Consider the following 23,628-nt stretch of genomic DNA (forward strand, 5'->3'; position numbering starts at 1 on the left):
AACTCAAGCCCCGGTCGGGCCGGGGCCAGGGCCTCGAGCTCGTCCGCGTCGAGCAGTTCCCCGAGGGTGACACCGAGGTCGCCGTCGAGCCCCGCGCGCACCCGGTCGACCCCGTCGAGCTCCTCGGCGCTGAGGGCATCGCCCAGCCAGCCCCACAGCACCGTGCGCAGCTTGTGCTCGACGTGGAACGTCAACCCGTGGTCCACGCCGTGCCGGTGGCCATCCGGCATGGCGAGAATGTGGTTGCCCTTGCGGTCGGCATTGTTGACGACGATGTCGAACACGGCCATCCGGCGCAGCGCGACCGAGTCTTCGTGCACGAGCGTGACCGCCCGGTCCTGCTCGTCGCGACCGTCGAAGACGCGGCGCCAGCCAGCGCCCGGCCCGATCTCCCAGGGCACCAGGTCGACGGCGTCCTGTTCGGGATCCGCGTCCTGCCACAGCTGCACCATCCCCGGGCCCATCGGACCGTCACGAAGCCATGTCCGGGGTACGACCTTCCACCCGAAGGCCTCGGAGACCCGGTATGCCGCAACCTCCCGGTTCGCGAGGGTCCCGTCGGGGAAATCCCAGAGCGGATGCTCGCCGGCGACCGGCTTGTAGACCACCGGGACGCCGCCAATGCTGCCGAGGAATGTCGCGTTCGAGGCGGTCGTGATGCGGCCCGTGAGTTCGAGCTCACCGCGTTCAAGCCCGCCGGCCTCGAGCTCGCCGGAGCCCGGCGTCATCAGGGCTCGTCGCGCAGCACGCAGTCGTGCCCGTCCGGGTCGATGGGGTCACCGCAGAGAGGGCAGAGGGGCCGCCCGGCGCCGACGACTTCGTGGGTGCGCTTCGCGAAGGCCCTGGCCGTGCCGACCGGAATCCGCAGCAACAGCATCTGCTCGGGGTCGGCCGTTGCGGCATCGACGACGGCGAGGGGGTCGTCTCCGAGGCCCTCCTCGTCGACCACCACGATCGGGAAGGCCTCGATCACGATCTGCACGGTCGAGGGGTCCCAGCCCAGGGTCATGGTTCCGGTGCGGAAATCCTCCTCGACGGGTTGCTCGAGCGGTTCGTTGTCCACGAGCTCCACAGGTGTCGCGGTGGGGACGCTGAAGGGATTCCCCTCTGTGGACATCAGCTGATCGAGGATCTCGTCGATGCTGTCGGCGAGGAGCGCCGACTGCTGCTTCTCCATGGCGATGCTGACGATCTGGGTTCCGCTGCGCACCTGCAGATAGAACGTGCGCGACCCCGGCCGGCCGACGGTTCCGACGACGACCCGGTCCGGCCAGTCGAACTCATACAGGATTGTAGGCATGGGGATATTTTAGGCTCCGGTTTCCTGCGGCCGCTCAGTGCCGGCCCCACCGCCGACCGGCGCATCGGCCACCGGGCCGGCCGCCGCCAGCCAGGACAGGTCGCCTGCGTCGGTGTTGATGGCGTGGACACTCGGGCGATGGGGCCCGTAGCGCACGATCGAGACGGATGCCGGTCCGACGTTGATCCGCTGGAACAGGTCCAGGTGCATCCCGAGTGCGTCGGCGAGGACGGACTTGATGATGTCGCCGTGGCTCACCGCGACCCACACCGCACCGGGACCATGCTCGGCTTCGAAGATCGCATCATGGCGCCGGATGGCCGCGACCGACCGCGCCTGCATGGCGGCCATCGATTCGCCGCCGGGAAAGACGACCGCAGAGGGGTGCGCCTGCACCACCGGCCACAGGGGCTCCTGGGCGAGGTCGATCAGGGTGCGGCCCTGCCAGTCGCCGTAGTCGCACTCGGTGATGTCCTCGTCAACGGGAGTCGAGGGAATGCCGCCCTGCAGGTCGAGGATCAGCCGGGAGGTCTCCCGGCATCGCTGCAGGGGGCTCGAGACCACGCCGACCAGAGGCACGACGGAGAGCCGCTCGCCGGCGCTCGCGGCCTGGGTGCGCCCGATCGCGTCGAGTCCGACCCCGAGAGATCGCCCTGCCAGGAGTCCGTCGGCATTCGCGGTGGTGCGGCCGTGCCGCACGAGGATGACTGTGGCCATGCGTACAGCCTAGGGAGTCGGCGGCCCGAGCCGCCGAACCCATCGGGCGCCGATGCGTGCGGAGTGCCCTCCCCGCGGTGATGCGAGGATGAGGTGCCGGCTGGCTCTCGGCCTGTCGCCGACTCTTCTCAGCGCAGCCGGGCGAGTGCCGACCGGAACGCGTCGATCGCGTGAGCGTTGAACAGCACGAACGTGACGACATCCACGGCCGTGGAGCTCGCGGCCACCGTCTCGACGGCGATACGCGCCGCGTCGTCCATCGGCCACCCGTAGACGCCGGCGCTCACCGCAGGAAAGGTCACGTGGTGGGCGCCGAGTTCGTCGGCGACCCGCAGCGACTCGACGTAGCAGGAGGCGAGCAGGTCCGATTGGTCGAGGGTCTTCGCCCATATCGGGCCGACGGTGTGGATGACCCACCGGACGGGGAGGAGCCCCGCCGTAGTCGCGACGGCGGCACCGGTCGGCAGCCCGTCCGGCAGCGTCGTGGCACGCAACCGGCGACACTCCGCGAGGATGCTCGGGCCTCCGGCCCGGTGAATCGCGCCGTCCACTCCCCCGCCCCCGAGCAGCGTGTGATTCGCCGCGTTGACGATCGCGTCCGCGGGCAGCGCCGTGATGTCGCCTCGGACCAGCTCGATGAGTGCCATGATCCGACGTTACCAACCGCGTGCACGGGCGACGCACGAGGCTGATACGGCTGGAGCTACGCCAGCGTCGGCTGCAACAGCCCCTCGAGGCGCTGGTAGCTGGTCTCCATTCCGCCGGTCATGCCCGTAGCAAGCACCGCGTCACGCTGCTCCGCATTGGCGTAGGTGATGACGAGTGAGAGCAGGGTTCCGCCCTCGACTTCCGTGAGGGTCAGCTCGTTGAGCGTTGCCGGGAAGTCCATCCCGATCATCGCCTCGGTCGTGACCGCGCGGTGCGGTTCGACCGACTCGAGGAGCTCACCGGTGAAGCCGAATCGCTCCTCTCCGCCGTCCCGCTGCCACTCGTAGCGGTAGCTGTCACCGACGGCTGCTGCGATCTCACAGACGGGCATCGACCAACCGTCCGGTCCCAGGAGCCACCGCTTCATGAGCGCGGCATCGTTGTGGGCCCGCCACACCTGGTCGACGGTGCCGCGGATCACCCGTGCCACCCGCACCTGGGTGTCGCTGAGGATCTGCGCCTCCGCCAGGTGGTCGGCGGCGTATGACGCCAGGTCGGCCAGCACCTGGTCGATCTGGGCCATCGCCTGGCGGGTGCCTTCCAGCATTCCCATCTCGATGAGCTGCTGCATCTGGTCGAGGGAGCCGAAGTACGACGTCGTCTTCAGGCGACTGCCGCCGGGCGTCTCCTCAAAAGCGAAGTCCATTCGGGTGGTGGGGAGGTCGGCGTTGGGCACACCCGCCGCATCCGAGAAGCTGTCAAGCACTTCAAACGCGTGGGGAGCATCGGTCGAGGTCCAGTCCCAGCAGCCGTAGTGCGTATCGCCCTCCGGCCCGGTCATCGCATACACGCTGCGTCCCCCGGTCAGAGCGTCGTGCCGGTAGAACGTGGCCGGATAGGTCGGCGGGCCCCAGAACCGTTCGATCTGGCGTGGATCCGTGTACGCATCCCAGAGCCGGCGGAGGGGCACAGGGAAGTCGGCGACGATCGTGATCGTGAGCTGGTCGAGGTCTTTCTCGACGGAGGTGACGGGCATGATGATCCTTTCGGTTAGGTGTCAGGTGTAGCCGGAGAGTCTTCCGCGAGCAGGCTGTCGAGGCGGTCGATGCGCGAACGCCAGAGCTCCTCGAAGTGGTCGAGCAGGCGCTGGGCCTGACGGATGCGATCAAGGTTTCCCCGTACCATCCGCTCACGGCCCCGCGCTGCCTTCGTCACGAGATGGGCCTCCTCCAGCACGGCAATGTGTTTCTGGACGGCCGCGAAGGACATCTCGTAGGAGTCCGCCAACTGCGACACCGAGATGTCGGTGACCAGCGTGCGGCGCACGATATCCCGCCTCGTCGCGTCTGCGAGGGCGCGGAAGAGGCGGTTCACATCCTGTTCGGAAAGTTCTGATACAACCATTTGATTGTACGATACCCAGCCACAACGAATCGCGCAAGCGGTCACCGCGCTCGCCTTGACCGGTTTCGGAACGGCTCACTATGGTGTTGACGCGGAGTACCTGATCGATGACGCCCTGGAACGGCTCGTCGCAGGATGGACTGTTGAACTCGAGCCGCACCGCTTCGCGGCGCCGAGCAGGTGTTCGGCGCGCTTCCCGCGACGGCTACGTCAGCCGCGCGATCGCGAACGCGAAAGGAGCACGCAGAGTGGACGGTGCGTACATCGGGCTCACCTCCTCAGATCGTGTCACGTTCAGGACGATTCCAACGCCGGCCCCGCTATATTCGTGTCATGAAGCGCATCACGTACGCAGGCGGGTCCATTGTCACCGGTGATGCCGTTACAGCGGCCCTACTGGATTTCGCGACGCACCTGGATCCCGGCGCGGGGAGCCTGACCGTGGACATACCCGTTCGTGAGACGAACGGGGCTACGACTACGCACACGTTCCTGTTCGGTCCGGCAAGCCAATTCGAGGTGGCCGATGCCGAGAACTTGCCGGCCGGCGACGAAGGCGAGCTTTTTCCCGTTCCGGTCTTTCCGACCAGCAGACCGGTCGCCGTGACCGAGCCGTCCCCCGCCGCCGAAACGGGGGCGGAAGACTTCAATCGGGCAATCCTGGACATCGATGGCGGACTGGGGCAGGGCGCCACGACCTGAATCAGGAGAAGACCGGGGTTTCTCAATATGCACCGCGACCGCTTCGGCCTATGATCAGAATAATCGTCCCCAAAGCGCTGTTGCCCTCACCTCGGCCCTGTCGTCGATGTATTCCCATTCTCCCGATCACACGAGGTTTCCCGTGGGTAAATTCATTTACGGAACCCCGGCCATGTCGGTCGAGATTGACGATCGCACCCTGGCTCACCTGAAGGTCGTGATCATCGCGAAGCTGCGCCGCGGCGAGAGCTTCACGTTCTCCTGGGAGAAGTCGCCGGAATCGGGAAGCGGTCGCAGTTCAATCTGGCTCAACCCGGCCGTACCGCTCCAATTCGAATTCGCCGGCAGTCAGGAACCGCACCTGAACCGGGCCTGGTTGGAGCAATTGGTCGGCCTTTCCAACACGCCGGCCGGCCTGCGCATAGTCGCAGAACCGGCTGCGGCCGCTGCTCCTGGTGACGCCGAGTCGAGGCAGTTACATCAGCGACACCCGCACCCTCGCCCGTGACCCGTCCCCTGGCTGAGTAAGACGGTCCAAGCGCTGGGCTGCGTGCTCACCGCGGGGAAGGCTACCCGGCGGGCACCGACTTCGTCGGCCACCCGGAGCGACTCGACGCAACATGACGCGAGCTGCTCCGGGTGGTCGATCGCCCGACTAGCGGGCCGGGTCGGTCACCCGGATCAGCGGTTGCTTCCCCTGACGGCGCGAAGGACCCACCCGATGATCGCGATAATCAGGAGGACAGCACCAACCCAGAGCAGGAACTGGAGGGCTTGAACGAAACCACCCACCACAAGCAAGACAACCGCGATGATGGCGACGATGACAAAGAGATTCATTTTTTGCTCCCTTGACTTGCGAGAAAAACGGAGCTGCCAGGGTCTGGGGCAACCAGCGAAGTGTGTGTGAGTGATGCGGCACACGATGCCATGATCCAGCCTACGCGCGGGCATCGACGGCGGAGGAGCGGCGTCCCACCGTTCGTCCAACCTCCACAGCTCCGCGCACATACCCGTGACGACTCTGAACGGTAGCCAACCACAGTCGATTCAACGAGACTGGGGGTAAGCCCCCGAGAAAAAGGAACCCCCACCATGACTCGCAGCGACATCGGCCCCCACCCGGACTCTTTCGACCTGGAAACCGCCACCACCGAGAACACGAACTATCGAACAGTGGCCTGGAGCGGCAAGTATTTGCAGGTCACCCTGATGTGCATCCCTGCCGGAGAATCCATCGGACTTGAAATGCACCCCGACACCGACCAGTTCCTGCGCCTCGATGCGGGCGCCGGGAGGGCACAGATGGGGCCGGAGAAAGACAACCTCGTTTTCGAGCAGGACGTTTCTGACGGGTGGTGCATCCTCGTCCCCGCGGGCACCTGGCACAACGTCACCAATATCGGTGACGGACCCATGAACCTCTACGTCATCTACGCACCGGTCCACCACGCCGCCGGGAATATCCACAAGACGGCCGCCGAAGCCGCGGCCGACGAAAAGGCTGGAACGGACACACCGCCCGCCTGGACACAGCAACCCGCCTCGTCCCGACCCGACGAGGAAGCAAGCTCCTCGTAGCTCTCCTGAGCCCTGAGGCGGCTTCCTTCAGCGCCAGAACTCGGTAAGCCCCTCCGCACGGACCCGGCCTTGGTCGAATCCGGCCTGGGCGGCGGACGGGCGCAACGAGACGTCCATCGCCCTGGCGCCGAACAGGTATTCGGCGCTGCCCTCGGGGAAGATCGTTTCGACGCGGCTGCCGCCTGCGCGCAGCGCGTCGACCTGGGTTGCAAGATGCAGGCCCCACGCCACCGGCGTCAGTGCCCGGCCGCCGAACGGTGACAGCACCAGCACTCGCTCGGACCCGGCAGCCAGATCGGCATTCTCGGCGTTGGACCGGTAACCGCCGTCGATATATCGGCCGCCGCCGATACCGTAGGCGAAGCCACTGGCACAGCTGGCGGCCACGGCGTCCACCAGATCGACCCCGCTGTGCCGGTCGAACACCACCGGCGCACCGGTATCCGCATTGACCGCGGTGATCTGCACCCTTCGTTCGGGCCAGTCGTGGCTGGGCAGGCGCGAGGCGACGGTGGCGCGCCACCGGGCCTGCACCGCCGGGTCCGATGCCGCAGCCAGGTCGAGCGCAACGGCACCCATTCTGCGGCGCATGTCGGCCGCGTCCTCGGCGGCGGCGATGATGCGGCGCCGACGTTCCAGGTGATCGGTCACCGGACCACCCTGAGCGCGATGGCCGTCCGAACCGGCCGGGGCGGTGCGCTGCGCAGACACGGGCACGGGCACGGCGATCAGGGTGGGCGCCAGGAGGTCAGTGGGGTTCGCGCCCGTGAACTGAGCCGCAGCTGTCGCTCCGGCCGAGGTCCCGATGATGAGATCGGCGTCGGTCACGTCGAGACCGGCCTCGTACAGGCCGGCGATGACCCCGATCAGCCACGCGTTACCCGTCGATCCGCCGCCACCGAGGACCAGGGCCGTGCGGGAAGGGCGCGGGGAGACGTCGCGTGAGATCGGCTCCGCATTGTGCAAACGGTGTTGATTCATAGTCGTAGCTTTCTGAGAGTGCGCGAAGCGCTCCCCGCGACGGCTACGTCAGTCGCGCGATCGTGAACTCGAAAGGAGCGCCCAGAGTGGACAGTGTGTGCATCGGGCTCACCTCCTCAGATCGTGTCACGTTCAGGGGAACTCTACCGGTTCGGGGTCGGCGAGCCAACCGATGAGCCTCCTGGGAGATCATGCGGCGCCGGTCCTGTCGCATCGGGCCCGCCGCATGCGCCTGAGAACCCGACGCTCAGCGTCGAACGCTGTATCGGTGCTCGGGGCGACCGGTCGAACCGTAACGAAGGGTCACGTCGACATCACCGCGGGTTGCCAGGGCGGCAAGGTGCCGCTGCGCCGTCGCGCGCGACAGACCGGCACGGCCGGCAATCAGGCTTGCGGACGATTCCCCGTCCTGGAGCAGTTCGATGAGCAACTTCTCGGTCGTGGACCGCGACACCGACGCGACTCCACCATCCCGCCCGTGCAGCACCCGCTGGGCCCTGTCGATGGAATCCTGGTCGAGTTGGCGGTCCTCGGCGACCAGGGTGCGGAACCGGCGATATGCCCCCAGCCGTTCGCTCAACCGCGCGGGTTCGAACGGTTTGATGAGGTAGTCCAGCGCGCCGGCGCGGAGGGCACGGCGCACGGTGGCGCCATCCGACGCCGCACTGATCATGAACGCGTCCACGTCGATCTCCGCAATGAAGGCGATCCCGTCGCCGTCGGGAAGGTAGACGTCGCAGATGACGAGGTCGGGAGACAAATCCCGCACCGCCGCGCGCGCGGCCCGCACTCCCCGAACCGGCTCAAAAGCGGTGTAGCCGGTACACGCATCGACGATATCGCGATGAAGGCCGCCGACGTGGAAGTCGTCGTCGACGACGAGGACGGAAATCGGATCGGTCATTGTTCTTCTCCTTGTAGTGGGCGTGCCTGCTCCCCCATAACCCCGGGCAGCCGGGCGCAGAACACGGCACCGTGTCCTTCCCGGCCTCCGGCGTCGACCAGCCACACCTCTCCGCCGAGGCGCGCCGCGATCTCGCGCACGAGCGGAAGGCCGATGCCCCGCCCATGCACCGCGTCCGGGTCCAGATCCGTGCTCCGCACATCACTGAACACGCGTGCCCCGTTGGGCACGCCCTGCCCGGAGTCGGCCACGGTCATGACGAGCGTGTCGCCGTCGTCGAGCAGCTCCACCTCCACCCAACCCGGCTGCTGACCGCACACGGCCGCACTCACCGCGTTCTCAATGAGGTTGGCGAGCACGGTGGCCACATCCTCGGGCGCAGAGACGACCCCGCGCACCAGTGAGTCCAGACCCACCGACAGGCGGACTCCACGCTCACCGGCCTGAGCGGCCTTGGCTTCCACCAGCGACACCAGGAAGGGCTCGGTCAGGTGCTCGCCGGCGAACGGACCGCCGGGGGTGCGTGACGCCTGAAGCACGTCGTTGAGGTAGCCCCGAGCGTCGGACACGCGGCCCGCATCCATCAGACCGGCCGTCACGTGCAGGCGGTTTGCGAACTCGTGACGCTGCACCCGAAGTGCGTCGGTCATCGACGCCACGGTTTCCAGGCGGTCCGTGAGACTCACGATGTCGGTGCGGTCGCGGATCACCGCGATCAGGCCCAGGTCCCGATTCGCCCGCGACACCACGTGAGTGTCGATGTAGACGACATGGTTGGCGATTACGACCGGATCGGCGGCATCCGTTCCCCGCTTTCCCCGAGACGGTGGCTTCGGCTCACCGGCCAGAGCTGCGACCACCGGCCCCGGCAATTCGAGGTCGCGGATGCGCCGTCCGACCAGGTCCGAGATGCCGAGCAATCGCGCGGCCGTCGCGTTGGCGACGGTCACGACGCCGTCCGGTCCGGATGCGAGCACTCCGTCCCCGACGCCGTCGAGCACCGCCGCCTGATTCTGGACCAGCGCGGCCAGTTCCTCGGGCTGCAGGCCGAGGGTGAGTCGCTCGAGGCGGCGGCGAATGACGAACGACACGACAGCGCCCAGTGCGAGGGCAACGGCGGCAGCCAGCGCGACGCCCCCCAGCAGCAGGGGAAGCTCCTTGAAGACACTGCTCGGAGCGAATCCAACGCTCACCTCACCCACCGGCGCGCCGGTGGTGGGATCGCGGACAGGAACTTTTGCGCGAGCTGACTCGCCGAGGGTGCCCGATTCCCACGACACCGTCTCGCGTCCGGCCAGAGCCTCGGCGAACTCTGTGCTCACCACCGCTCCGAGCAGCTGAGGCTCGGGGTGTGCGAATCGGATTCCGTGATCGTCGGTGATCACGATGAACAGTGCACCGGTATTGGCTTCTGCCGCCGCGGCGAGGGTTGACAGCGGTCCGCCGCGGAGGCCCGCGTTCGTCGGCGTGCCGACGTCTGCAGAAGCGCGGGCGATACCCTCGCGCACATCGGAGTCGGCGGCGACCGTGCGGGCGATCGACAGCGCCGACGCCTCGGCCTCGGCCCGGAGCTGTTGCACGCCGATCCAGACGAACACGCCGGTGCAGATCACGACGACCGCGCTCACGCAGGCGAGTTGCAGCAGCAGCATCTGCGTCGAGAACCGCATCTCCGCCCCCTTGCGGCGCATTGTGCAGAATGCGCACAACCAACCATATGCGCAATACGTGCAGCAAAGGGAGATACCGGATGCTTCATCATCGGTCTGCCTAAGCTTCAGGCCATTCGTCATACGCCTCGGCAGTGACTGCCGATCGGGATTCGCCTGGCTCGGCTGCACCATTCAGACATAGACAAAGGAGTCGATGTGCTCGTCATCCTCGGATTCACCATGATCCTCACCTTCATGGTGCTCATCATGACCAGGCGGCTCACGCCGATGGTCGCCCTCATTCTCGTCCCCACGATCTTCGGCCTCTTCGCCGGTGCCGGCCTGGGCCTCGGCGACATGATCATCGAGTCGATCAGGGACCTGGCCCCGACGGCGGCGCTCCTCATGTTCGCGATCATGTTCTTCGGCATCATGATCGATGTCGGGCTGTTCGATCCCCTCATCCGGTTCATCACCCGCTTCCTCGGCAACGACCCGGCCAAGGTCGTCCTCGGCACGGCGATCCTGGCCGGTGCGGTGTCGCTCGACGGCGACGGGTCGACGACCTTCATCATCACGACCTCAGCGATGCTGCCGATCTACCTGCGTCTGGGCATGAGCCCGGTCGTACTCACCTGCGTTGCAGGCCTGATGAACGGCACGCTCAACATCGTTCCGTGGGGTGGCCCCACCGTGCGGGCGGCCTCGGCACTCGGCGTGTCGCCGACCGACATCTTCGTGCCGATGCTGCCGTCTCTTGCGACGGGAGTCATCATTGCACTGGCGTTCGCCTGGTTCCTCGGGCTCGGCGAACGCAAGCGCATCGGGTCGCTCGAGTACTCACAGGCTGCGCAGGCGAATGCCGCCCCGCTGGCGTCGCCCGGCTTCTGGCGCGGCTTCTTCGGCGGCAACCGCGTCGTGCGCGGCACGGAGGTCAGTCCGGGTGCAGCGGCAACCCTGTCGACGACCGGTATCGTGACGGTGCGGCCGGGCCAGCGTGTGCCGGTGGGTCACACGGCCCTGGCCGAACAGAAGGTGCTCGACGCCGAAGATCACGACACGATGATGGCCGACACGATGATGCGGGCGGATCGGCCGACGCTGCGGCCCAGACTCATTTGGGTGAACCTCGCGCTCACCGTCGCCGTCATGGTGCTGCTCGTGCTCGATGTCATGCCCTTGGCTTATATCTTCATGGTGGGCACCGGCGTGGCGCTCGTGATCAACTTTCCGAAGCTCCGCAGCCAGGCCGACGAGATCGTCGCGCACGCGCCCAGCATCGTCGGCGTCGTCTCGATGGTGCTCGCCGCGGGCGTCCTGGTCGGAGTGCTGAACGGTACCGGGATGGTCACGGCGATGGCCGACTGGGTTGTCCAGGTCGTGCCGGCATCGATGGGTGAGTACCTCGCGGTCATCACCGGAGTGCTCTCCATTCCGATGACCTTCTTCATGTCCAACGACGCGTTCTACTTCGGCATTCTTCCCGTGCTCGCCGAGAGCGCAGCAACCTACGGGATCTCCCCGGTCGAGATGGCCCGCGCCTCGATCATCGGTCAGCCCGTTCACCTGCAGAGCCCGCTGGTACCGGCCATTCTTCTGCTCGTCTCTCTTGCAGGCGTCAACCTCGGCGACCACCACAGGAAAGTGCTCTGGCGAGCCTGCGTGATCTCGCTTGTGATGCTGGTCGTCGGAGTGCTTGTCGGCGCCGTCCCGTTCGGCTGAACGCGGTTACAACCCGGACAGCCAGAGAGTCCCGGAGACCTGTGCGTTTCCGGGACTCGTGGTCGGGTCGACGGGATTCGAAACTGAGACCGGGCTCAAGTCCTCAGTGGGTCACCAGATGCATCGGAAGCCGACGGGGCCGGTCGGGCGGCGTGTTCAAACAAATCGCGCAATATGTTGAGTACGGGAATCGCGGACGCCAGAACGTCTTGTTCGGCGGGCGAGAGCATGTCGATGGCCGCGGCCACGGTCGCCGTGCTCGTCCGGTCGAACCGGTAGAGCATGTCCCTCGCGTGGGGCGTCGCGACGAGTATCGCTGAGCGGAGGTCCCCTGTCGAGGCGCGCTCAACCAATCCAGCCGCCGTCATGGCTTTCACGAGGTTGCTGACGGTCGGGCGAGCGATGCGGAGAGCGATCGCGGCGTCACGGGTATTGACCGGGCCGGAGGCGACGAGAACTCGCAGCAGCTCAATCTGCGCTTCGGGGATGTCCGGCAAGTCTTCGGCGGCCCGGGTCGCCCGGGACATCTCCCGACGCAAAGGCCCGAGCAATCGGGTGAGTTCGGTCGCGATCTCGCTCACGGACAGCCTCCGGCATCGATGTAGGTTTGCCACAAACATAGGTTTGTGGCAATCTCAGTTTAACGCGAATTTCAGGAAGCGACCGTTTCCGAAATCGCCCTGAGAGAAGGCCCTGACGATGCTTGAAGAAAAATACCGCGTTCTATTCGAACCCCTGAAAATTAAGAACCTGGAGATTAAGAACCGCTATGTGATGGAGCCGATGGGCCCCGGCGGATTCTGCGACGAACAGGGCGCCTACACGGAGCGTGCCGCGGACTATTACGTGGAGCGGGCCAAGGGTGGCGCCGGTCTCATCATTACGGGTACGACGATGGTGGAGAACGAGGTCGAGGTCTGCTCCCTGCCCTCCCTCCCCTGCGCCACGTTGAACCCGAACCACTTCATCCAGAACGCGAAGCAAATGACCGAGCGTGTGCACGCATACGGCGCCAAATTCTTCTGCCAGCTGACCGGAGGTTTCGGCCGCGTGTCGATTCCCTCCATTCTGGGCAAGACGGCCATTGCTCCATCACCCATCCCCCACCGCTGGATCGACGGAGTGGTCTGTCGCGAGATGACCGTTGACGAGATCCACTACATCGTCAGGAAGTTCGGTGAGGCCGCCCTGGTCTGCAAGAAAGCCGGGTTCGACGGTGTCGAGATCCATGCCCTCCACGAGGGCTACCTGCTCGACCAGTTCGCGATCTCCTTCTTCAATCACCGCACCGATCAGTACGGCGGATCGCTGGAGAATCGCCTCCGATTCGCGACGGAGATCGTTCAGGAGATCAAGAAGACCTGCGGCGCGGATTACCCGGTCTCCCTGCGCTTCGGCCTCAAGTCGATGATCAAGGACTGGCGCCAGGGCGGACTCCCCGGCGAGGAATTCGAGGAGAAAGGCCGCGACATCGAAGAAGGCATCGAGACGGCCAAGGCCATGGAGGCTGCCGGCTACGACTGCCTCAACGCGGATGTCGGCACCTACGATTCCTGGTACTGGACCCACCCGCCGATGTACCAGGCCAAGGGCCTCTACCTGCCATACAACGAAATCCTCAAGCGGCACGTCGACATCCCCGTGATCACAGCCGGACGAATGGAAGATCCCGACCTCGCCTCGGACGCCATCCGGAACAAGCAGACCGACTTCATCGGCATGGCCCGCCCGCTCCTCGCCGACCCCGACATCCCCAACAAGATCCGTGCGGGCAAGTACAACACGGTCCGCCCGTGCCTGTCCTGCCAGGAGGCCTGCATGGGCCGTCTGCAGCACTTCACGTCGATCTCCTGCGCCGTGAATCCGGCCGCCGGTCGCGAGAAGACCTACGCCCTCGAGCCCGCGGTCACCAAGAAGAAGATCATGGTGGTCGGCGGCGGGGTCGCCGGTTGCGAAGCAGCCCGCAACCTCCACCTGCGCGGCCACGTCGTCGACGTGTTCGAGAAGTCCGATCACCTCGGCGGCAACCTCATTCCCGGCGGAGCGCCTGACTTCAAGGAAGACGACCTCGCTCTGGCCCGGTGGTACACCAACGAACTGGTGACCATGGACATCCCCGTTCACTACAACACCACCGTGACCCAGGAACAGGTTGAGGCCGGCGACTACGACTGTGTCATCATCGCCACGGGCTCCAAGCCCAAGCGCATGACCCTCGAGGGCTCCGACAGGGTCTTCACGGCGGAAGACGTCCTGCTCCTGAAAGAAGACGTCGGCGAATCTGCCGTGATCATCGGTGGAGGCCTCGTTGGTTGCGAGCTGGCCTTGTGGCTGGAGGGCCTGGGCAAGAAGGTCACTCTGGTTGAATACCAGCCGGACATCCTGCAGCTCGGTGGCCCACTCTGCACCGCGAACTCCGACATGATCCGGGACCTCATCGCGTTCAAGAACGTCGACCTGGTCGTGAACAGCATGGTGACCGGCGCCCGCGATGGCGGCTTCGTCATCAAGGACCGCGAGACCAACGAGGAGACGGTCCTGACGGCGGATTCGGCAGTTGTGGCCGTCGGCTACGTCTCGGAGCGCTCACTGTACGAGGAGCTGCGCTTCTCCGGTCCCGAATTGCACCTGATCGGAGATGCCGGCGAGGTCTCCAGCATCATGTACGCCATCTGGAATGCCTATGAGGTCACGAAGAACATCTGATCGTCATCGGTGGAGGCCCCCATCCCGCGTGAGCGTGGGTGCGGGGCCTTCACCGTGATTTGTGCGGTGACGAGCGCGTCATCTGTGCCTGTTCGCTGATCGCCATCGTGTTCACGCCTCCGGAATCACGAAGCGGTTCTCGTCGATGCGGCGGGTGTCGGGTTCGGGGCCGCGGCGGATGCCGAGGTCGAGCCCGTCGATCGCCGCGAGTTCGGCATCCGTCAGTTCGAAATCGAAGACATCGAAATTCTCGACGATGCGGGACGGCGTGATCGACTTCGGGATGGCACTGCGCCCCTGCTGGACGTGCCAGCGGATCATGACCTGCGCCGCCGACTTGCCGTGCACGGCTCCGATCGCCTCGATCACCGGGTCATGCAGCGGGTTCTTCGCAGTGCCGTCGCCCCAGCCCGGGTAGAAGTTGATGCCGCCGATCGGAGACCAGGCCTGGGTCAGGATGCCGCGGGCAGCATCCGCCGCCTGGGTCTCCTTCTGCACGAAGTACGGGTGCAGTTCGATCTGGTTGACGGCAGGAACGATGGTGCGCGCCTCGAGGAGCGCATCGAGGTGTTCCGGCTTGAAATTGCTCACGCCGATCGCCCGCACCTTGCCCTCGGCGAGGAGGGTCTCAAGCGCGCGGTAGGCCTCGAGAGTCTTGTCGAAGCTCAGCGGGACCGGCTGGTGCAGGATCAAGAGGTCGAGGTAGTCGAGGCCGAGCTTGCCGGTCGCGACGTCGAAGGCGTGCAGGGTCTCCTCGTAGCCGTACTGGCTGATCCAGACCTTGGTCTCGACGAAGACCTCGGCGCGATCGACACCCGAGTTGCGCAGTCCTTCGCCGACCTGCCGCTCGTTCATGTAGGCGGCAGCCGTGTCGATGTGGCGATACCCGGTACGCAGCGCGGTCTCGACGGCGGCCGCGGTGTCCTCCGCGGAACTCTGGAAGACCCCGAGACCTACCGCGGGGATATCGACGCCATTGTTGAGGGTGAACGAAGTAGTCATGCTTCGAGGCTACGTGCGGTCCCGTCAACGAGGGAGGGTGGCTCAGTACCTCCCTGTGCCACCCCGGCCCGCTGCCCGGCGAGGCCTGCTCACCACCGTTGCCGGGCACGCGGTTGGAGAGAATCGTCAGAGGACCTTCGCGCCCATGGCGATGTCGAAGCCTGCGCCATGGGCGGCCAGGCCCACCAGGAGGATGCCGGCCCATTCAAGGGCGTGGGCCATCTCAAGCGCTCCTGCGTCGAGGGGCCGCATGCCCAGGCTCTCCACAAACGCGGCGACCTCTGCCTTCGCCCCGGCGCTGTCGCCGGCGAAGAACACATCGACGGCCTTGTCCTCAGCAATGACGCCGCCGAAGATCGTGTTGAATGCCTTCACGACATGTGCGCCCTCGGGGGCGGCCGCTGCCATCTGCTGCGACACAGAGTTACCCGGGGTCGTCACGACTCCACTGGCGTCAGCGTTGAACGGGTTGGTGATGTCGACGAGGATCTTGCCGGCCAGCGCATCGCCGTAGTGCGCGACCACGTCAACGGCGCCGGCGTAGAGGACGGCCACGATGACGATGTCCCCCGTCGGCCGTGCGCCGAACGCGCCGACGGTGGCACCGTTGCCGATCTGTTCGGCGAGAGCCTGCGCCTTGGCGGCGTTGCGGCTCATGAACTCGATGGTGTGGCCGTGCTTCGCCGCCCGTGTGCCGATGGCGGTCGCCATGTTGCCCGAGCCGATGATGCTGATGGTGGTCATGAGGTGTCTTCCAATCGCCGCGTCGATGTATGTACACCGATCTGAGTACCTAACCTAACGGGCTGATGCGCGGCGAGTCAAGCTATGCACACCGATCGGTACCAACGGGCTACGCTAGGGACTATGACGGAGTTGGAGAAGGGACCGCGCGGCCTGCGGAGCGGCAGGGGCGCTCGAGAGCGCCTTCTCAGCGCGTCCCAGCAACTGTTTCCCGATCAAGGCATCAACTGCACCGGCGTTGACCAACTCTGTGCGGTGGCCGGGGTCTCCAAGCGGACGCTGTACCAGCACTTCGACGGCAAGGACGAGCTCATCGCCGAGTATCTGCGCCGTTTCGATCCCGACATCCTGCCCGAAGTCTTCGACCGCTCCGACCTGACGCCGCGCGAGCGACTCCTCGCCATCTTCGACATCCACTCCCCCCTGTGCCCGTTCATCGGAGCTGCCGTCGAAATCGAGGACCCGGGCCATCCAGCACGCGTCTTCGCCCGCACCTATAAAGAGGGCTTCGCCGCCCGGCTCGCTGATACCGCCCGCGAGGGCGGCGCCACCAACCCCGAACAGCTCGGCGAGCAACTGGCACTGCTCCTGGACGGTGCCTCGGCTCGCAGCCGAGTCCTCAACACCGACACGTTTGCCACCGCGGCCGCCATCGCCGTCGTCCTCATCGACGACGCCCTCCCCAAGGCGTCGGCCTAAGCATCGATCCTCGTCGACGCACGACAGTCCGAGCTTTGGTGTGACCGGCGGCAACGCTCCGCAGGACACGGGAATGGAGACTCGCGTGTCCTGGCAGTGAAACCGCCGGCCGGGCGCGGTGATCAGGCATTGCTCAGGGCCCTCAAGCAGAATGGCCGCAGAGCCCCTGACGGTTCCCGGACGATGGCCAAGTACCCGGTACGCGACAAGACTTGCCAGTGGAGTCATCATGTTGCCATGGGTCGTTCTGTCCCTCTCCGGAGTTCTCGAGGCCGTCTGGGCAACCGCCCTGGGCAAGTCGGCGGGATTCACAAAGCTCGTCCCGACCCTCGTGTTCGGTGCGGGGATCATCGCAAGCATGGCAGGACTCGCTTTCGCACTGAGAGAGATCCCGATCGGGACCGGCTATGCCGTCTGGGTCGGGATCGGTGCGACACTGACCGTCGTCTACGCGATGGTCACCGGCACCGAATCGCTCAGCATCCTCAAGATCGTGCTCCTCCTGGGACTGATCGGCTGCGTGATCGGACTGAAGCTCGTGAGCGACGCCGGTCACTAACATTCAAAACAGATACCCCGGCCGTTCGCTTTCACCGGCGAATGTCCGTGCCCGACGGCTGGAACCACCGCCTCGAAGCGCATTGGGCTCACCGCTTCGTGCCACGGGTCGAGCGCGGCATCGTTGACGATCGATCAGGTGTAGCCGCGGGTGCCGAATTGGAGTTTGTCGCCGGGATGGATGGTGGACATCCCGACCTTGCCGCCGACGAGGGTCTCGACCTGCTCGGGGTAGACGCCGAAGCGAGTGGCGATGGGTGTTCAGTCCCTGAGGTGTTCGGGCATTTGTGGGCATTGTTTGTAGATGCCTCGATCGGGGGGCCCCTGGTCGATGTGTGCATAGGGCTGCCAGGTCACGGTTGCGGGGCCTTGGCCGGTGTAGTTGGCCATGAAGGATTCCAGGGTCGGTGGCGGATCAACCCGGATGTGGGCGGTTTCCAGGCACGGCATGAGGACCGTTGTTTGGTACTGGTAGAGGTAGGTGACCTGCGACTCGTTCAGCGGAACGGAGTTCTTCGGGTCGCTGGGAAACCGGGTATTGCAGACGTAGTCCGCGATCGCATGACGCTCCTCATCGCCGAGCGCCACGTAGGTTTCGATGCCGCCCTCAGGGCTCGCGACCGCAGGGACTCCTGCGGCGGTCAAGCAGGCGGCGATCACCGACGGGATTTCCTCCAGACTCAGGAACCTCTCCCGCGTCGCCGTCGGCACGGCCACGTCCGGATAGCTGGCGACGAATCCGTCGCGCAAGGCAGTTTGCGCCTGATCGGCCAGCTCCTGCCGGGCGGCCTCGGTCATCACGGGCGGGATGGGCGCCGGGATGGGCGTGGCCGACGGTGGAGCGACCGGCGCGGCGGCGCATCCGCTCAGCACGAGGAGCACGAGCGCAATGCCGAGGACCTTCCAGGACACCCGTGCCGCGCGCGGAGCCGGGACCTTCAGTGTTGGGCGCACCCGATGGATGCTGCCGTCAGGGAGAGACGCGGAAGGTGCCGAGAACGGTGGTGCCGTCGCTTCCGAAGAGCGGACACGGTCGAACAGCAACCCGGACGCGCGGCGATCCGCACTATTCGACCCGCGCGAAAAAACCAGATCGGACTCCCCCGCAGTCTTCATGACCACCCCCATGACTATTGAACGCCATCCGCGGGCATTCACGGCAAATTGCCCCTGATCGGGTCAGAAAATTTCAACGCGCCTTGTGCCGATCACGTGTCAGCATGGTCGCGTTCCCGCAGCCTGCGTCACGGTGTTCGGCGACTCACTCACGGCAACACCTCAAAGATGCCGCGCGCGCCCTTCTCGGCGTCCGACATGACGTGGCTCACGAACGGATAGTGCCCAGCCTCGGAGAAGGACAGCTCCACGAATCCGCCCTGCGCGGCGGCCAGATCGAGCACTTGCGAGCCACCCGTCCCGGTGCTGCCGCCGTCCTTGAGCGGGTAGTCGCCCTCCTTATAGACGGTATGGAACTGGCCGCCGACGATGTGGAAGGCGCTGCCCACGTTCGGGCCGGCATCCAGCACCCAGACCCGCACGGTCTCGCCGACACGGGCCGGAAGCGGACGGGCGGCGTACTGGTTGGAGTAGCCGTTGAAGACCATCAGGTCCGGGGTCTGCGCCTTGACCTTGACGGCGTCGACCTCGCCGCCCTGCGCGCCGAGGTAGAGCTCGGACTGCACCAGAAGGTACTCGCGGTCCACGTCGGCCAGGCCGGGCGGGTCGATGATCACGGCACCGAACATGCCGTTCGCGATGTGCACCGACATGGGCATTGTGGAGCAGTGATAGAGCCAGATGCCCGACCGGGTGGCGGTGAACGTGTAGACCAGGCTCTCACCGGGCTGGATGGTGCGCATCACGGCGTCGGGGGCGACGGCGCCTGCGTGGAAGTCGATGGAGTGCCCGACCGTGCCCTTGTTCACCAGGGTGATTTCGAACACGTCGCCCACCCTGCCGCGCAGTGTGGGGCCGGGCGCGGTGCCGTTGAAGGTCCAGAGCAACTGGGTGACACCGGGGGCCACCTCGGTTTCCACATTGCGCACGACCAAGGTACGGCGATGCACCGTGGCGTCTGGAGCGGGCGGCAGCACGGCATCGTGCGCCTCGAAATTCGCGTCGGGTACGGCCGAGGGGTCGATGTCGGCGGCCGCAGAGGTTCCGGTCGCGGCCGCGTCCTGGCCGGTGTGACTGCCGTCCGCGGACATGCCCGCCATGCCGCCCATCGAGGTGCTGTCGCCGGTGGCGGATGCGCCCGCGTCGCCCACCGCGACGATGCTGATCTCCATGCCCAGCAGCCGGTGTCCGGCGATCGAGCACCAGCCGTCCACGCTCGCGCCGATCACGCCAACGGCCACGGTCGTGGTGGTGCCCGGGTCAAGTGACCCCGACACAAGGCCGGACTCCAGCACCAGGTTGTGCGCCATGTCGTCGCTATTGGTGAGGGTGATCCTAAGTGCGTCGCCGAGCGGCACCTCGATGCGGTCGGGCACAAAGCGGGTGTGCACCATGTCCACGGCGACCGTGGTGGTGTGACCGGTCGCGGCAGCGGTTCCAGAGGAGCCCGCGGCCTGGGTCGACACCGCCGACAGTTCCACCGAGGCCGGGTCGACAACGATGCCCACGGTCACCGTGAGGAGCAGCACGCTCGCGGCCGCGAGCATCCGCCCGGTGCTGCGCGGTCGCGGGCCCGCCACCGGCCGTTCGCCCGGCGCCACGCGCACGAGCGGCAGGGCGCGCACCCGCCGGTTCGCGCGAAGGGCCCGGGTGAACAGCACCAGGAAGCTGGCCAGGGTCGCCACGATCAGCATCGACAACGCCACGGTGAGGGTGCTGGAGACCGGCAGCAGCGACAGGAGGAGGGCGCCGTTGACGACCACGACCCGGAACAAGCCGCCGCGATCGAGCTCGGCGGCGGTGGCTTTCAGGGCGGCCGGGCCGCCACCGAGCACGACGGGCACGAGGTGACTGAGGGCGCCGAGCAGGATCTGGGCGGCGAAGCCGATTGCGAAGTACGGCACCAGGGTTTCCACGCCGGCGGCCGCGACCGTCCAGCTGGGGGCGATCGCCACCCGCAGGCCGAACCCGAGGGTGCAGAGCGCGAACCAGATCTGCGCGGAGCCCAGGCTCCAGGCTGCGAAGGTCACGGCGGGCGCCCGGCGCAGGTGACCGACACCCTCCCAGAGCATGCGGCCGAGGGCCACCAGGTAGACCAGAACACCGAGTGCAACGACGAGGCGCAGGTCGGCAAGGCAGCCCAGCCCGACGAGAACCAGGCCACCCACCAGCACCGACAAGGTGCTGCCGGCCGCCACTGTGGCACCCGCGATTCGGGTGTGCAAGACGGTCGGCCAGAGCAGCGCGACGGTGCCGATCACGGTGAGGCCGACCCAGCCGAGCAGGTTGAACGCGAGGTGACCGATGAACAGGCGTTCGTAGTCTTCGCCTCCCCCGTCGAGCCGGGCCATCAGGATGCCCAGAGTCACGCCGGCGGCGAGCATCACCGCGCTCGCCACGTAGTAGCGCACCAGCGGGGCGAACCGGCCCGGCATCGCACCACGGGTCTGACCCACGATGACGGCGGCGTGGGCCAACGCGTTCAGGCCCACCAGGATGCCGCCGACCAGCACGAGCGGATACCCGCCGATGACAATGCCCGTCATCACCGCGATGGCGCCGACGGTGTGCGCACTCAACCGTAGCCCGAGCGAGAGACGATGGCCGAGGGCCTTGCGGCGCAGCAGCGTGTCGGCGAAGTGCTGGCTCCAGATCAGGATGGCCGTGCTCACCGCGCCGAGGAGCAGCAGGTGCACGAGCAGCCAGCCCGACGAGGGCAGTTGGCGGTGCACCACGGTGAGGATCACCGCGGCAGCCAGCCACGCGGGCACCAGGCTGCCCGAGACGATGTGCCAGAGCTTGTCTTTCACAGCAGCGACCTCCCCAGGGGCGGTGCTGACGGGGCCGCAGTGCTGCGCGGTGTTGTCCGCACGGGCAGCACAGTGGTTCCGCGCAGAACCGAGACTGCCGCAATCGCCACGAACAGCAGCACCGCGACGATGTTGAACACTCCGCCCCACTGCACCAGCACGGGCCGGCCATAGGTGTCGCCGAGGAGTACCCGCACCAGAAGCGACACATGCAGCAGCGACGCCGGCAGGTACATGACCGGCCGATACGGCAATGGCCGGCGCAGCACGGCCGGCAGGATGGTGGGAGCATGCGCCATGATCATCGACATGACGAAGCCCAGGAACACGGCGTGCATCATGGCGTCGTAACCGGGGCCGGAGTAGACCGGACCCCGCAGCAACCAGATGCCGCCCACGACGGCGAGCCAGCCATACCCGGCCAGCAGGCACCAGGCCATGTAGCGGGGCGACCCGACCGAGCGCACCATGCGGGTGGCGATGTCGTGCCGGAACAGCCAGGCCACCAGCGCCAGCATCCCGGCACCGAGCAGGGGGTAGCCGGCGATCGGCCAGACCAGGGCGACGACCGAGCCGAAGCTGAGCGCGAGGCTGATGCCGAGCATCCACTGTTCGGCGCGCCGGTTGACGGTGGGCGAGATGCGGGACAGTTCGAGGCGTTCGCCGGCGATCGTGAGCACCAGGAAGAGAATGAGCAACGGTGCGAGCTGCGGGATGCCGATTCCGCGCAGCCAGAAGATCGTGGCCATGAGCCCGGCCAGGGCGCCGAGCACCTGTACGGCGGTGGAGACCGAGCCCTGCTTGCGCCAGATCTCGCTGTAGATTGCCAGCAACATGGTGGTGCCGGCGACCAAGGCGGCCTGGCCCACGACCACCGGCAGCGGTGAGATGAGCGCGATGCCGCCGGCACCGAGCAGGCCGGGCGAGAGATAGGCCCACGTGCGGCGGACGGCCACGGCCCGCTCGAGCACCACGACGGTGCCGACGAAGCCGAACACCATCAGCGGGCCGTGCACCTCCGTTAGTCGGGTGCTGTCGACGGGCGCCCAGAGGCCGAGCAGGAGCAGCGCGCCGTTGAGTCCGGCGAGCAGGGCGATGCCCCCGAGGAGCAGGAAGACCAGCCGGGCGGTGACAGGAGGCCGCTCCATCGGGCCGGTGCCCCGCGTAGCGCTGCCGGTTCGGCGAAGAGGGCTCGGCGTAGTCATCGGCGTGGGTCAGGTCAGGATAGCGTCGGGGTCAGATGGCGCGCGTGGGCGCTTCGGCCGATGCTTCATGGTCGGCAGGTTCGGCACGGCGACGGTCCGATGACAGGATGATCGGTTCGACGGTCACGGCTTCTCCTTCGGGCGGGTCGAATGACCCCAGAGTGCCATTATAGAGGACGAACATCCTTTTAATAGGATCGTGCCATAAGAGCGCTGGCTGCTACACGCGGCCGGCGAACGACACGGCGAAACCGATGACGCGGTCGCACACGGAGATCCCGCTAATCTGCGGTCCAGGACGTGTGCTCGTGCGTGATCCAGACGTGTTCAGGATGCAGCGAGCGAATCAGTCGCTGGCCTTCGGTCTCGGGGTTGTCCAGCTCGCCGAACCACACCGCGGTGTCTCCGGCGATGATTGTCGGACGCTCGCCGGTATCGACGACAACGATCTGTGAGCCGCGGGTGTGGCCCGGCGCCGGGAGGAGTCGAATCCCGGGAAGCAGGTCGAATTCTCCATCGACGGGTACATAGTGCACGCCGGGCGGGTCCACCCATTCTCGGATGGTGTAGTCGTCTTCGGTGCGGGCATCGTCAAGTTCCTGGCGCTGGACGTAGATGGGCGTGCCGGGGAAGAGGTGGTTGCCGCCACAGTGGTCGAAGTGAAGGTGTGTGTTGATGACGATGTCGACGCTCTCGAGGTCGAATGCCTGCGCCTTGAGAGAGTGGGGGCGAGGGTCGAGATCGGCCGCTGCGGGGTGGATCTCTGTGAAACCGGTGTCGACGAGCACCCTCGCATCGGGATGTTCGATGAGGTGCACGTAGACGGGCATTGGGTACCCCTCTGCGGTCAAGTCACCGACATGAATGGGCGTGATTGTGATGGGGGCGTTCATGACGCGTCTCCTTCGCGAGTAGCGGATGTTGTCGTTCGTTCAGCCCAGATTCCGACGTTCACAGCACCCAACCTAGAAGCTCTACGGTCCAGCGTGAAGGGCCATTTATTGACCAGTTGAGTGGACCATTCGCCAAGGTGAGCGTGTGTCTGTGGACTGGGGGCGCGGAGGCCTCGACCTTCGCGACTCCCCCAGTTTGGGGCGGTGACCTCGGGTCGACACCTCTTGAGGGGAATGTCACTCAATGGGTCGATAGATTGGTGGGAGTTCTAGGGGGGACTGTG

At 66.3% G+C, this 23,628-nt stretch carries 25 protein-coding genes and 1 riboswitch; of the genes, 7 read left to right on the forward strand and 18 right to left on the reverse strand.

Annotated elements, in window-relative coordinates:
- The 6 genes from QN345_RS02655 to QN345_RS02680 all read right to left on the reverse strand — a co-directional run.
- The coding region (locus tag QN345_RS02655) for an SCO1664 family protein (RefSeq protein WP_323508436.1) at positions 1 to 728 on the reverse strand (728 nt) is incomplete at its 3' end.
- Positions 728 to 1,300 (reverse strand): DUF3090 domain-containing protein, encoded by a 573-nt coding sequence (locus QN345_RS02660; RefSeq protein ID WP_322136088.1) that lies wholly within the window; start codon positions 1,298 to 1,300, stop codon positions 728 to 730. The genes QN345_RS02660 and QN345_RS02655, both read right to left, overlap by 1 nt.
- Before the next feature lie 9 nt (positions 1,301 to 1,309).
- Entirely contained in the window at positions 1,310 to 2,017 is a 708-nt protein-coding gene (locus QN345_RS02665) for a histidine phosphatase family protein (RefSeq protein ID WP_322136089.1), read from the reverse strand.
- 128 nt (positions 2,018 to 2,145) lie between these two features.
- Positions 2,146 to 2,664 carry an O-acetyl-ADP-ribose deacetylase gene (locus QN345_RS02670; RefSeq protein WP_322189611.1) on the reverse strand — a complete coding sequence of 173 codons (519 nt, stop codon included), beginning with the start codon at positions 2,662 to 2,664 and terminating at the stop codon, positions 2,146 to 2,148.
- Between the two features lie 56 nt (positions 2,665 to 2,720).
- Positions 2,721 to 3,701 carry an SRPBCC family protein gene (locus QN345_RS02675; RefSeq protein ID WP_134558535.1) on the reverse strand — a complete coding sequence of 327 codons (981 nt, stop codon included), beginning with the start codon at positions 3,699 to 3,701 and terminating at the stop codon, positions 2,721 to 2,723.
- A 14-nt stretch (positions 3,702 to 3,715) separates the two neighbouring features.
- On the reverse strand, positions 3,716 to 4,069 hold the full coding sequence (locus tag QN345_RS02680) for an ArsR/SmtB family transcription factor (RefSeq protein WP_134450211.1): 354 nt from the start codon (positions 4,067 to 4,069) through the stop codon (positions 3,716 to 3,718).
- A gap of 333 nt (positions 4,070 to 4,402) precedes the next feature.
- Here QN345_RS02680 and QN345_RS02685 point away from each other — a divergent pair, with 333 nt between their 5' ends.
- Complete coding sequence (locus tag QN345_RS02685; RefSeq protein WP_322136090.1) at positions 4,403 to 4,771, forward strand: hypothetical protein; 369 nt, start codon at positions 4,403 to 4,405, stop codon at positions 4,769 to 4,771.
- 142 nt (positions 4,772 to 4,913) lie between these two features.
- A complete protein-coding gene (locus QN345_RS02690; RefSeq protein WP_134450209.1) occupies positions 4,914 to 5,279 on the forward strand; it encodes an ATP-dependent DNA ligase in 366 nt (121 codons plus the stop codon).
- On the opposite strand, the gene QN345_RS20505 is transcribed toward QN345_RS02690, so the two are convergent.
- Entirely contained in the window at positions 5,252 to 5,419 is a 168-nt protein-coding gene (locus QN345_RS20505) for a macro domain-containing protein (RefSeq protein WP_323505066.1), read from the reverse strand. The two genes, QN345_RS02690 and QN345_RS20505, sit on opposite strands and share 28 nt — an antisense overlap.
- A 33-nt stretch (positions 5,420 to 5,452) precedes the next feature.
- Positions 5,453 to 5,611, reverse strand: a complete 159-nt coding sequence (locus tag QN345_RS02695; protein ID WP_166787437.1) for a hypothetical protein — start codon at positions 5,609 to 5,611, stop codon at positions 5,453 to 5,455.
- A gap of 255 nt (positions 5,612 to 5,866) precedes the next feature.
- On the opposite strand from QN345_RS02695, the gene QN345_RS02700 reads away from it, so the two are divergent.
- A complete protein-coding gene (locus QN345_RS02700; RefSeq protein ID WP_134450208.1) occupies positions 5,867 to 6,352 on the forward strand; it encodes a cupin domain-containing protein in 486 nt (161 codons plus the stop codon).
- A gap of 27 nt (positions 6,353 to 6,379) precedes the next feature.
- Here QN345_RS02700 and QN345_RS02705 read toward each other — a convergent pair whose 3' ends face one another.
- The 3 genes from QN345_RS02705 to QN345_RS02715 all read right to left on the reverse strand — a co-directional run bounded on the left by QN345_RS02705 (position 6,380) and on the right by QN345_RS02715 (position 10,081).
- Entirely contained in the window at positions 6,380 to 7,333 is a 954-nt protein-coding gene (locus QN345_RS02705) for a patatin-like phospholipase family protein (protein WP_322136092.1), read from the reverse strand.
- A 247-nt stretch (positions 7,334 to 7,580) separates the two neighbouring features.
- Entirely contained in the window at positions 7,581 to 8,237 is a 657-nt protein-coding gene (locus QN345_RS02710; protein ID WP_134450207.1) for a response regulator, read from the reverse strand.
- A complete protein-coding gene (locus QN345_RS02715) occupies positions 8,234 to 10,081 on the reverse strand; it encodes a sensor histidine kinase (protein WP_323508437.1) in 1,848 nt (615 codons plus the stop codon). Before QN345_RS02715 ends, QN345_RS02710 begins: the two co-directional genes overlap by 4 nt.
- 48 nt (positions 10,082 to 10,129) lie before the next feature.
- Between QN345_RS02715 and QN345_RS02720 the strand changes: the two genes are divergently transcribed.
- Complete coding sequence (locus QN345_RS02720) at positions 10,130 to 11,611, forward strand: CitMHS family transporter (protein WP_416172974.1); 1,482 nt, start codon at positions 10,130 to 10,132, stop codon at positions 11,609 to 11,611.
- 95 nt (positions 11,612 to 11,706) lie between these two features.
- Here the strand turns inward: QN345_RS02720 and QN345_RS02725 are convergent, their stop codons facing one another.
- Positions 11,707 to 12,192, reverse strand: a complete 486-nt coding sequence (locus QN345_RS02725; RefSeq protein WP_198413690.1) for a MarR family winged helix-turn-helix transcriptional regulator — start codon at positions 12,190 to 12,192, stop codon at positions 11,707 to 11,709.
- 118 nt (positions 12,193 to 12,310) lie between these two features.
- On the opposite strand from QN345_RS02725, the gene QN345_RS02730 reads away from it, so the two are divergent.
- Positions 12,311 to 14,317 carry an FAD-dependent oxidoreductase gene (locus QN345_RS02730; protein ID WP_322140744.1) on the forward strand — a complete coding sequence of 669 codons (2,007 nt, stop codon included), beginning with the start codon at positions 12,311 to 12,313 and terminating at the stop codon, positions 14,315 to 14,317.
- Between the two features lie 111 nt (positions 14,318 to 14,428).
- On the opposite strand, the gene QN345_RS02735 is transcribed toward QN345_RS02730, so the two are convergent.
- On the reverse strand, positions 14,429 to 15,319 hold the full coding sequence (locus tag QN345_RS02735; protein ID WP_134450204.1) for an aldo/keto reductase: 891 nt from the start codon (positions 15,317 to 15,319) through the stop codon (positions 14,429 to 14,431).
- A 126-nt stretch (positions 15,320 to 15,445) separates the two neighbouring features.
- Complete coding sequence (locus QN345_RS02740) at positions 15,446 to 16,063, reverse strand: NADPH-dependent F420 reductase (protein ID WP_134450203.1); 618 nt, start codon at positions 16,061 to 16,063, stop codon at positions 15,446 to 15,448.
- 123 nt (positions 16,064 to 16,186) lie between these two features.
- Between QN345_RS02740 and QN345_RS02745 the strand changes: the two genes are divergently transcribed.
- Both QN345_RS02745 and QN345_RS02750 read left to right on the forward strand, forming a co-directional pair.
- Positions 16,187 to 16,762: a TetR/AcrR family transcriptional regulator gene (locus tag QN345_RS02745; RefSeq protein WP_322140743.1), complete on the forward strand. Its 576-nt coding sequence runs from the start codon at positions 16,187 to 16,189 to the stop codon at positions 16,760 to 16,762.
- 157 nt (positions 16,763 to 16,919) lie between these two features.
- Positions 16,920 to 16,982: riboswitch (guanidine-III (ykkC-III) riboswitch) on the forward strand.
- Between the two features lie 12 nt (positions 16,983 to 16,994).
- Complete coding sequence (locus tag QN345_RS02750; RefSeq protein ID WP_322137331.1) at positions 16,995 to 17,321, forward strand: multidrug efflux SMR transporter; 327 nt, start codon at positions 16,995 to 16,997, stop codon at positions 17,319 to 17,321.
- A 260-nt stretch (positions 17,322 to 17,581) separates the two neighbouring features.
- On the opposite strand, the gene QN345_RS02755 is transcribed toward QN345_RS02750, so the two are convergent.
- The 4 genes from QN345_RS02755 to QN345_RS02770 form a co-directional block, all read right to left on the reverse strand.
- The gene (locus QN345_RS02755) at positions 17,582 to 18,436 is read right to left on the reverse strand and encodes a hypothetical protein (protein ID WP_322140742.1); all 855 of its coding nucleotides are present in this window, start codon (positions 18,434 to 18,436) and stop codon (positions 17,582 to 17,584) included.
- A 149-nt stretch (positions 18,437 to 18,585) separates the two neighbouring features.
- On the reverse strand, positions 18,586 to 21,246 hold the full coding sequence (locus tag QN345_RS02760) for a multicopper oxidase domain-containing protein (protein ID WP_322136100.1): 2,661 nt from the start codon (positions 21,244 to 21,246) through the stop codon (positions 18,586 to 18,588).
- Positions 21,243 to 22,394, reverse strand: a complete 1,152-nt coding sequence (locus tag QN345_RS02765; RefSeq protein WP_322136101.1) for a hypothetical protein — start codon at positions 22,392 to 22,394, stop codon at positions 21,243 to 21,245. Before QN345_RS02765 ends, QN345_RS02760 begins: the two co-directional genes overlap by 4 nt.
- Positions 22,395 to 22,732: 338 nt before the next feature.
- A complete protein-coding gene (locus QN345_RS02770) occupies positions 22,733 to 23,344 on the reverse strand; it encodes an MBL fold metallo-hydrolase (protein WP_134558546.1) in 612 nt (203 codons plus the stop codon).
- Between the last annotated feature and the right edge of the window lie 284 nt (positions 23,345 to 23,628).

The sequence above is a fragment of the Cryobacterium sp. 10I1 genome (assembly GCF_035019805.1).
In the GTDB taxonomy this organism is placed as follows: Bacteria; Actinomycetota; Actinomycetes; order Actinomycetales; family Microbacteriaceae; genus Cryobacterium; species Cryobacterium glucosi.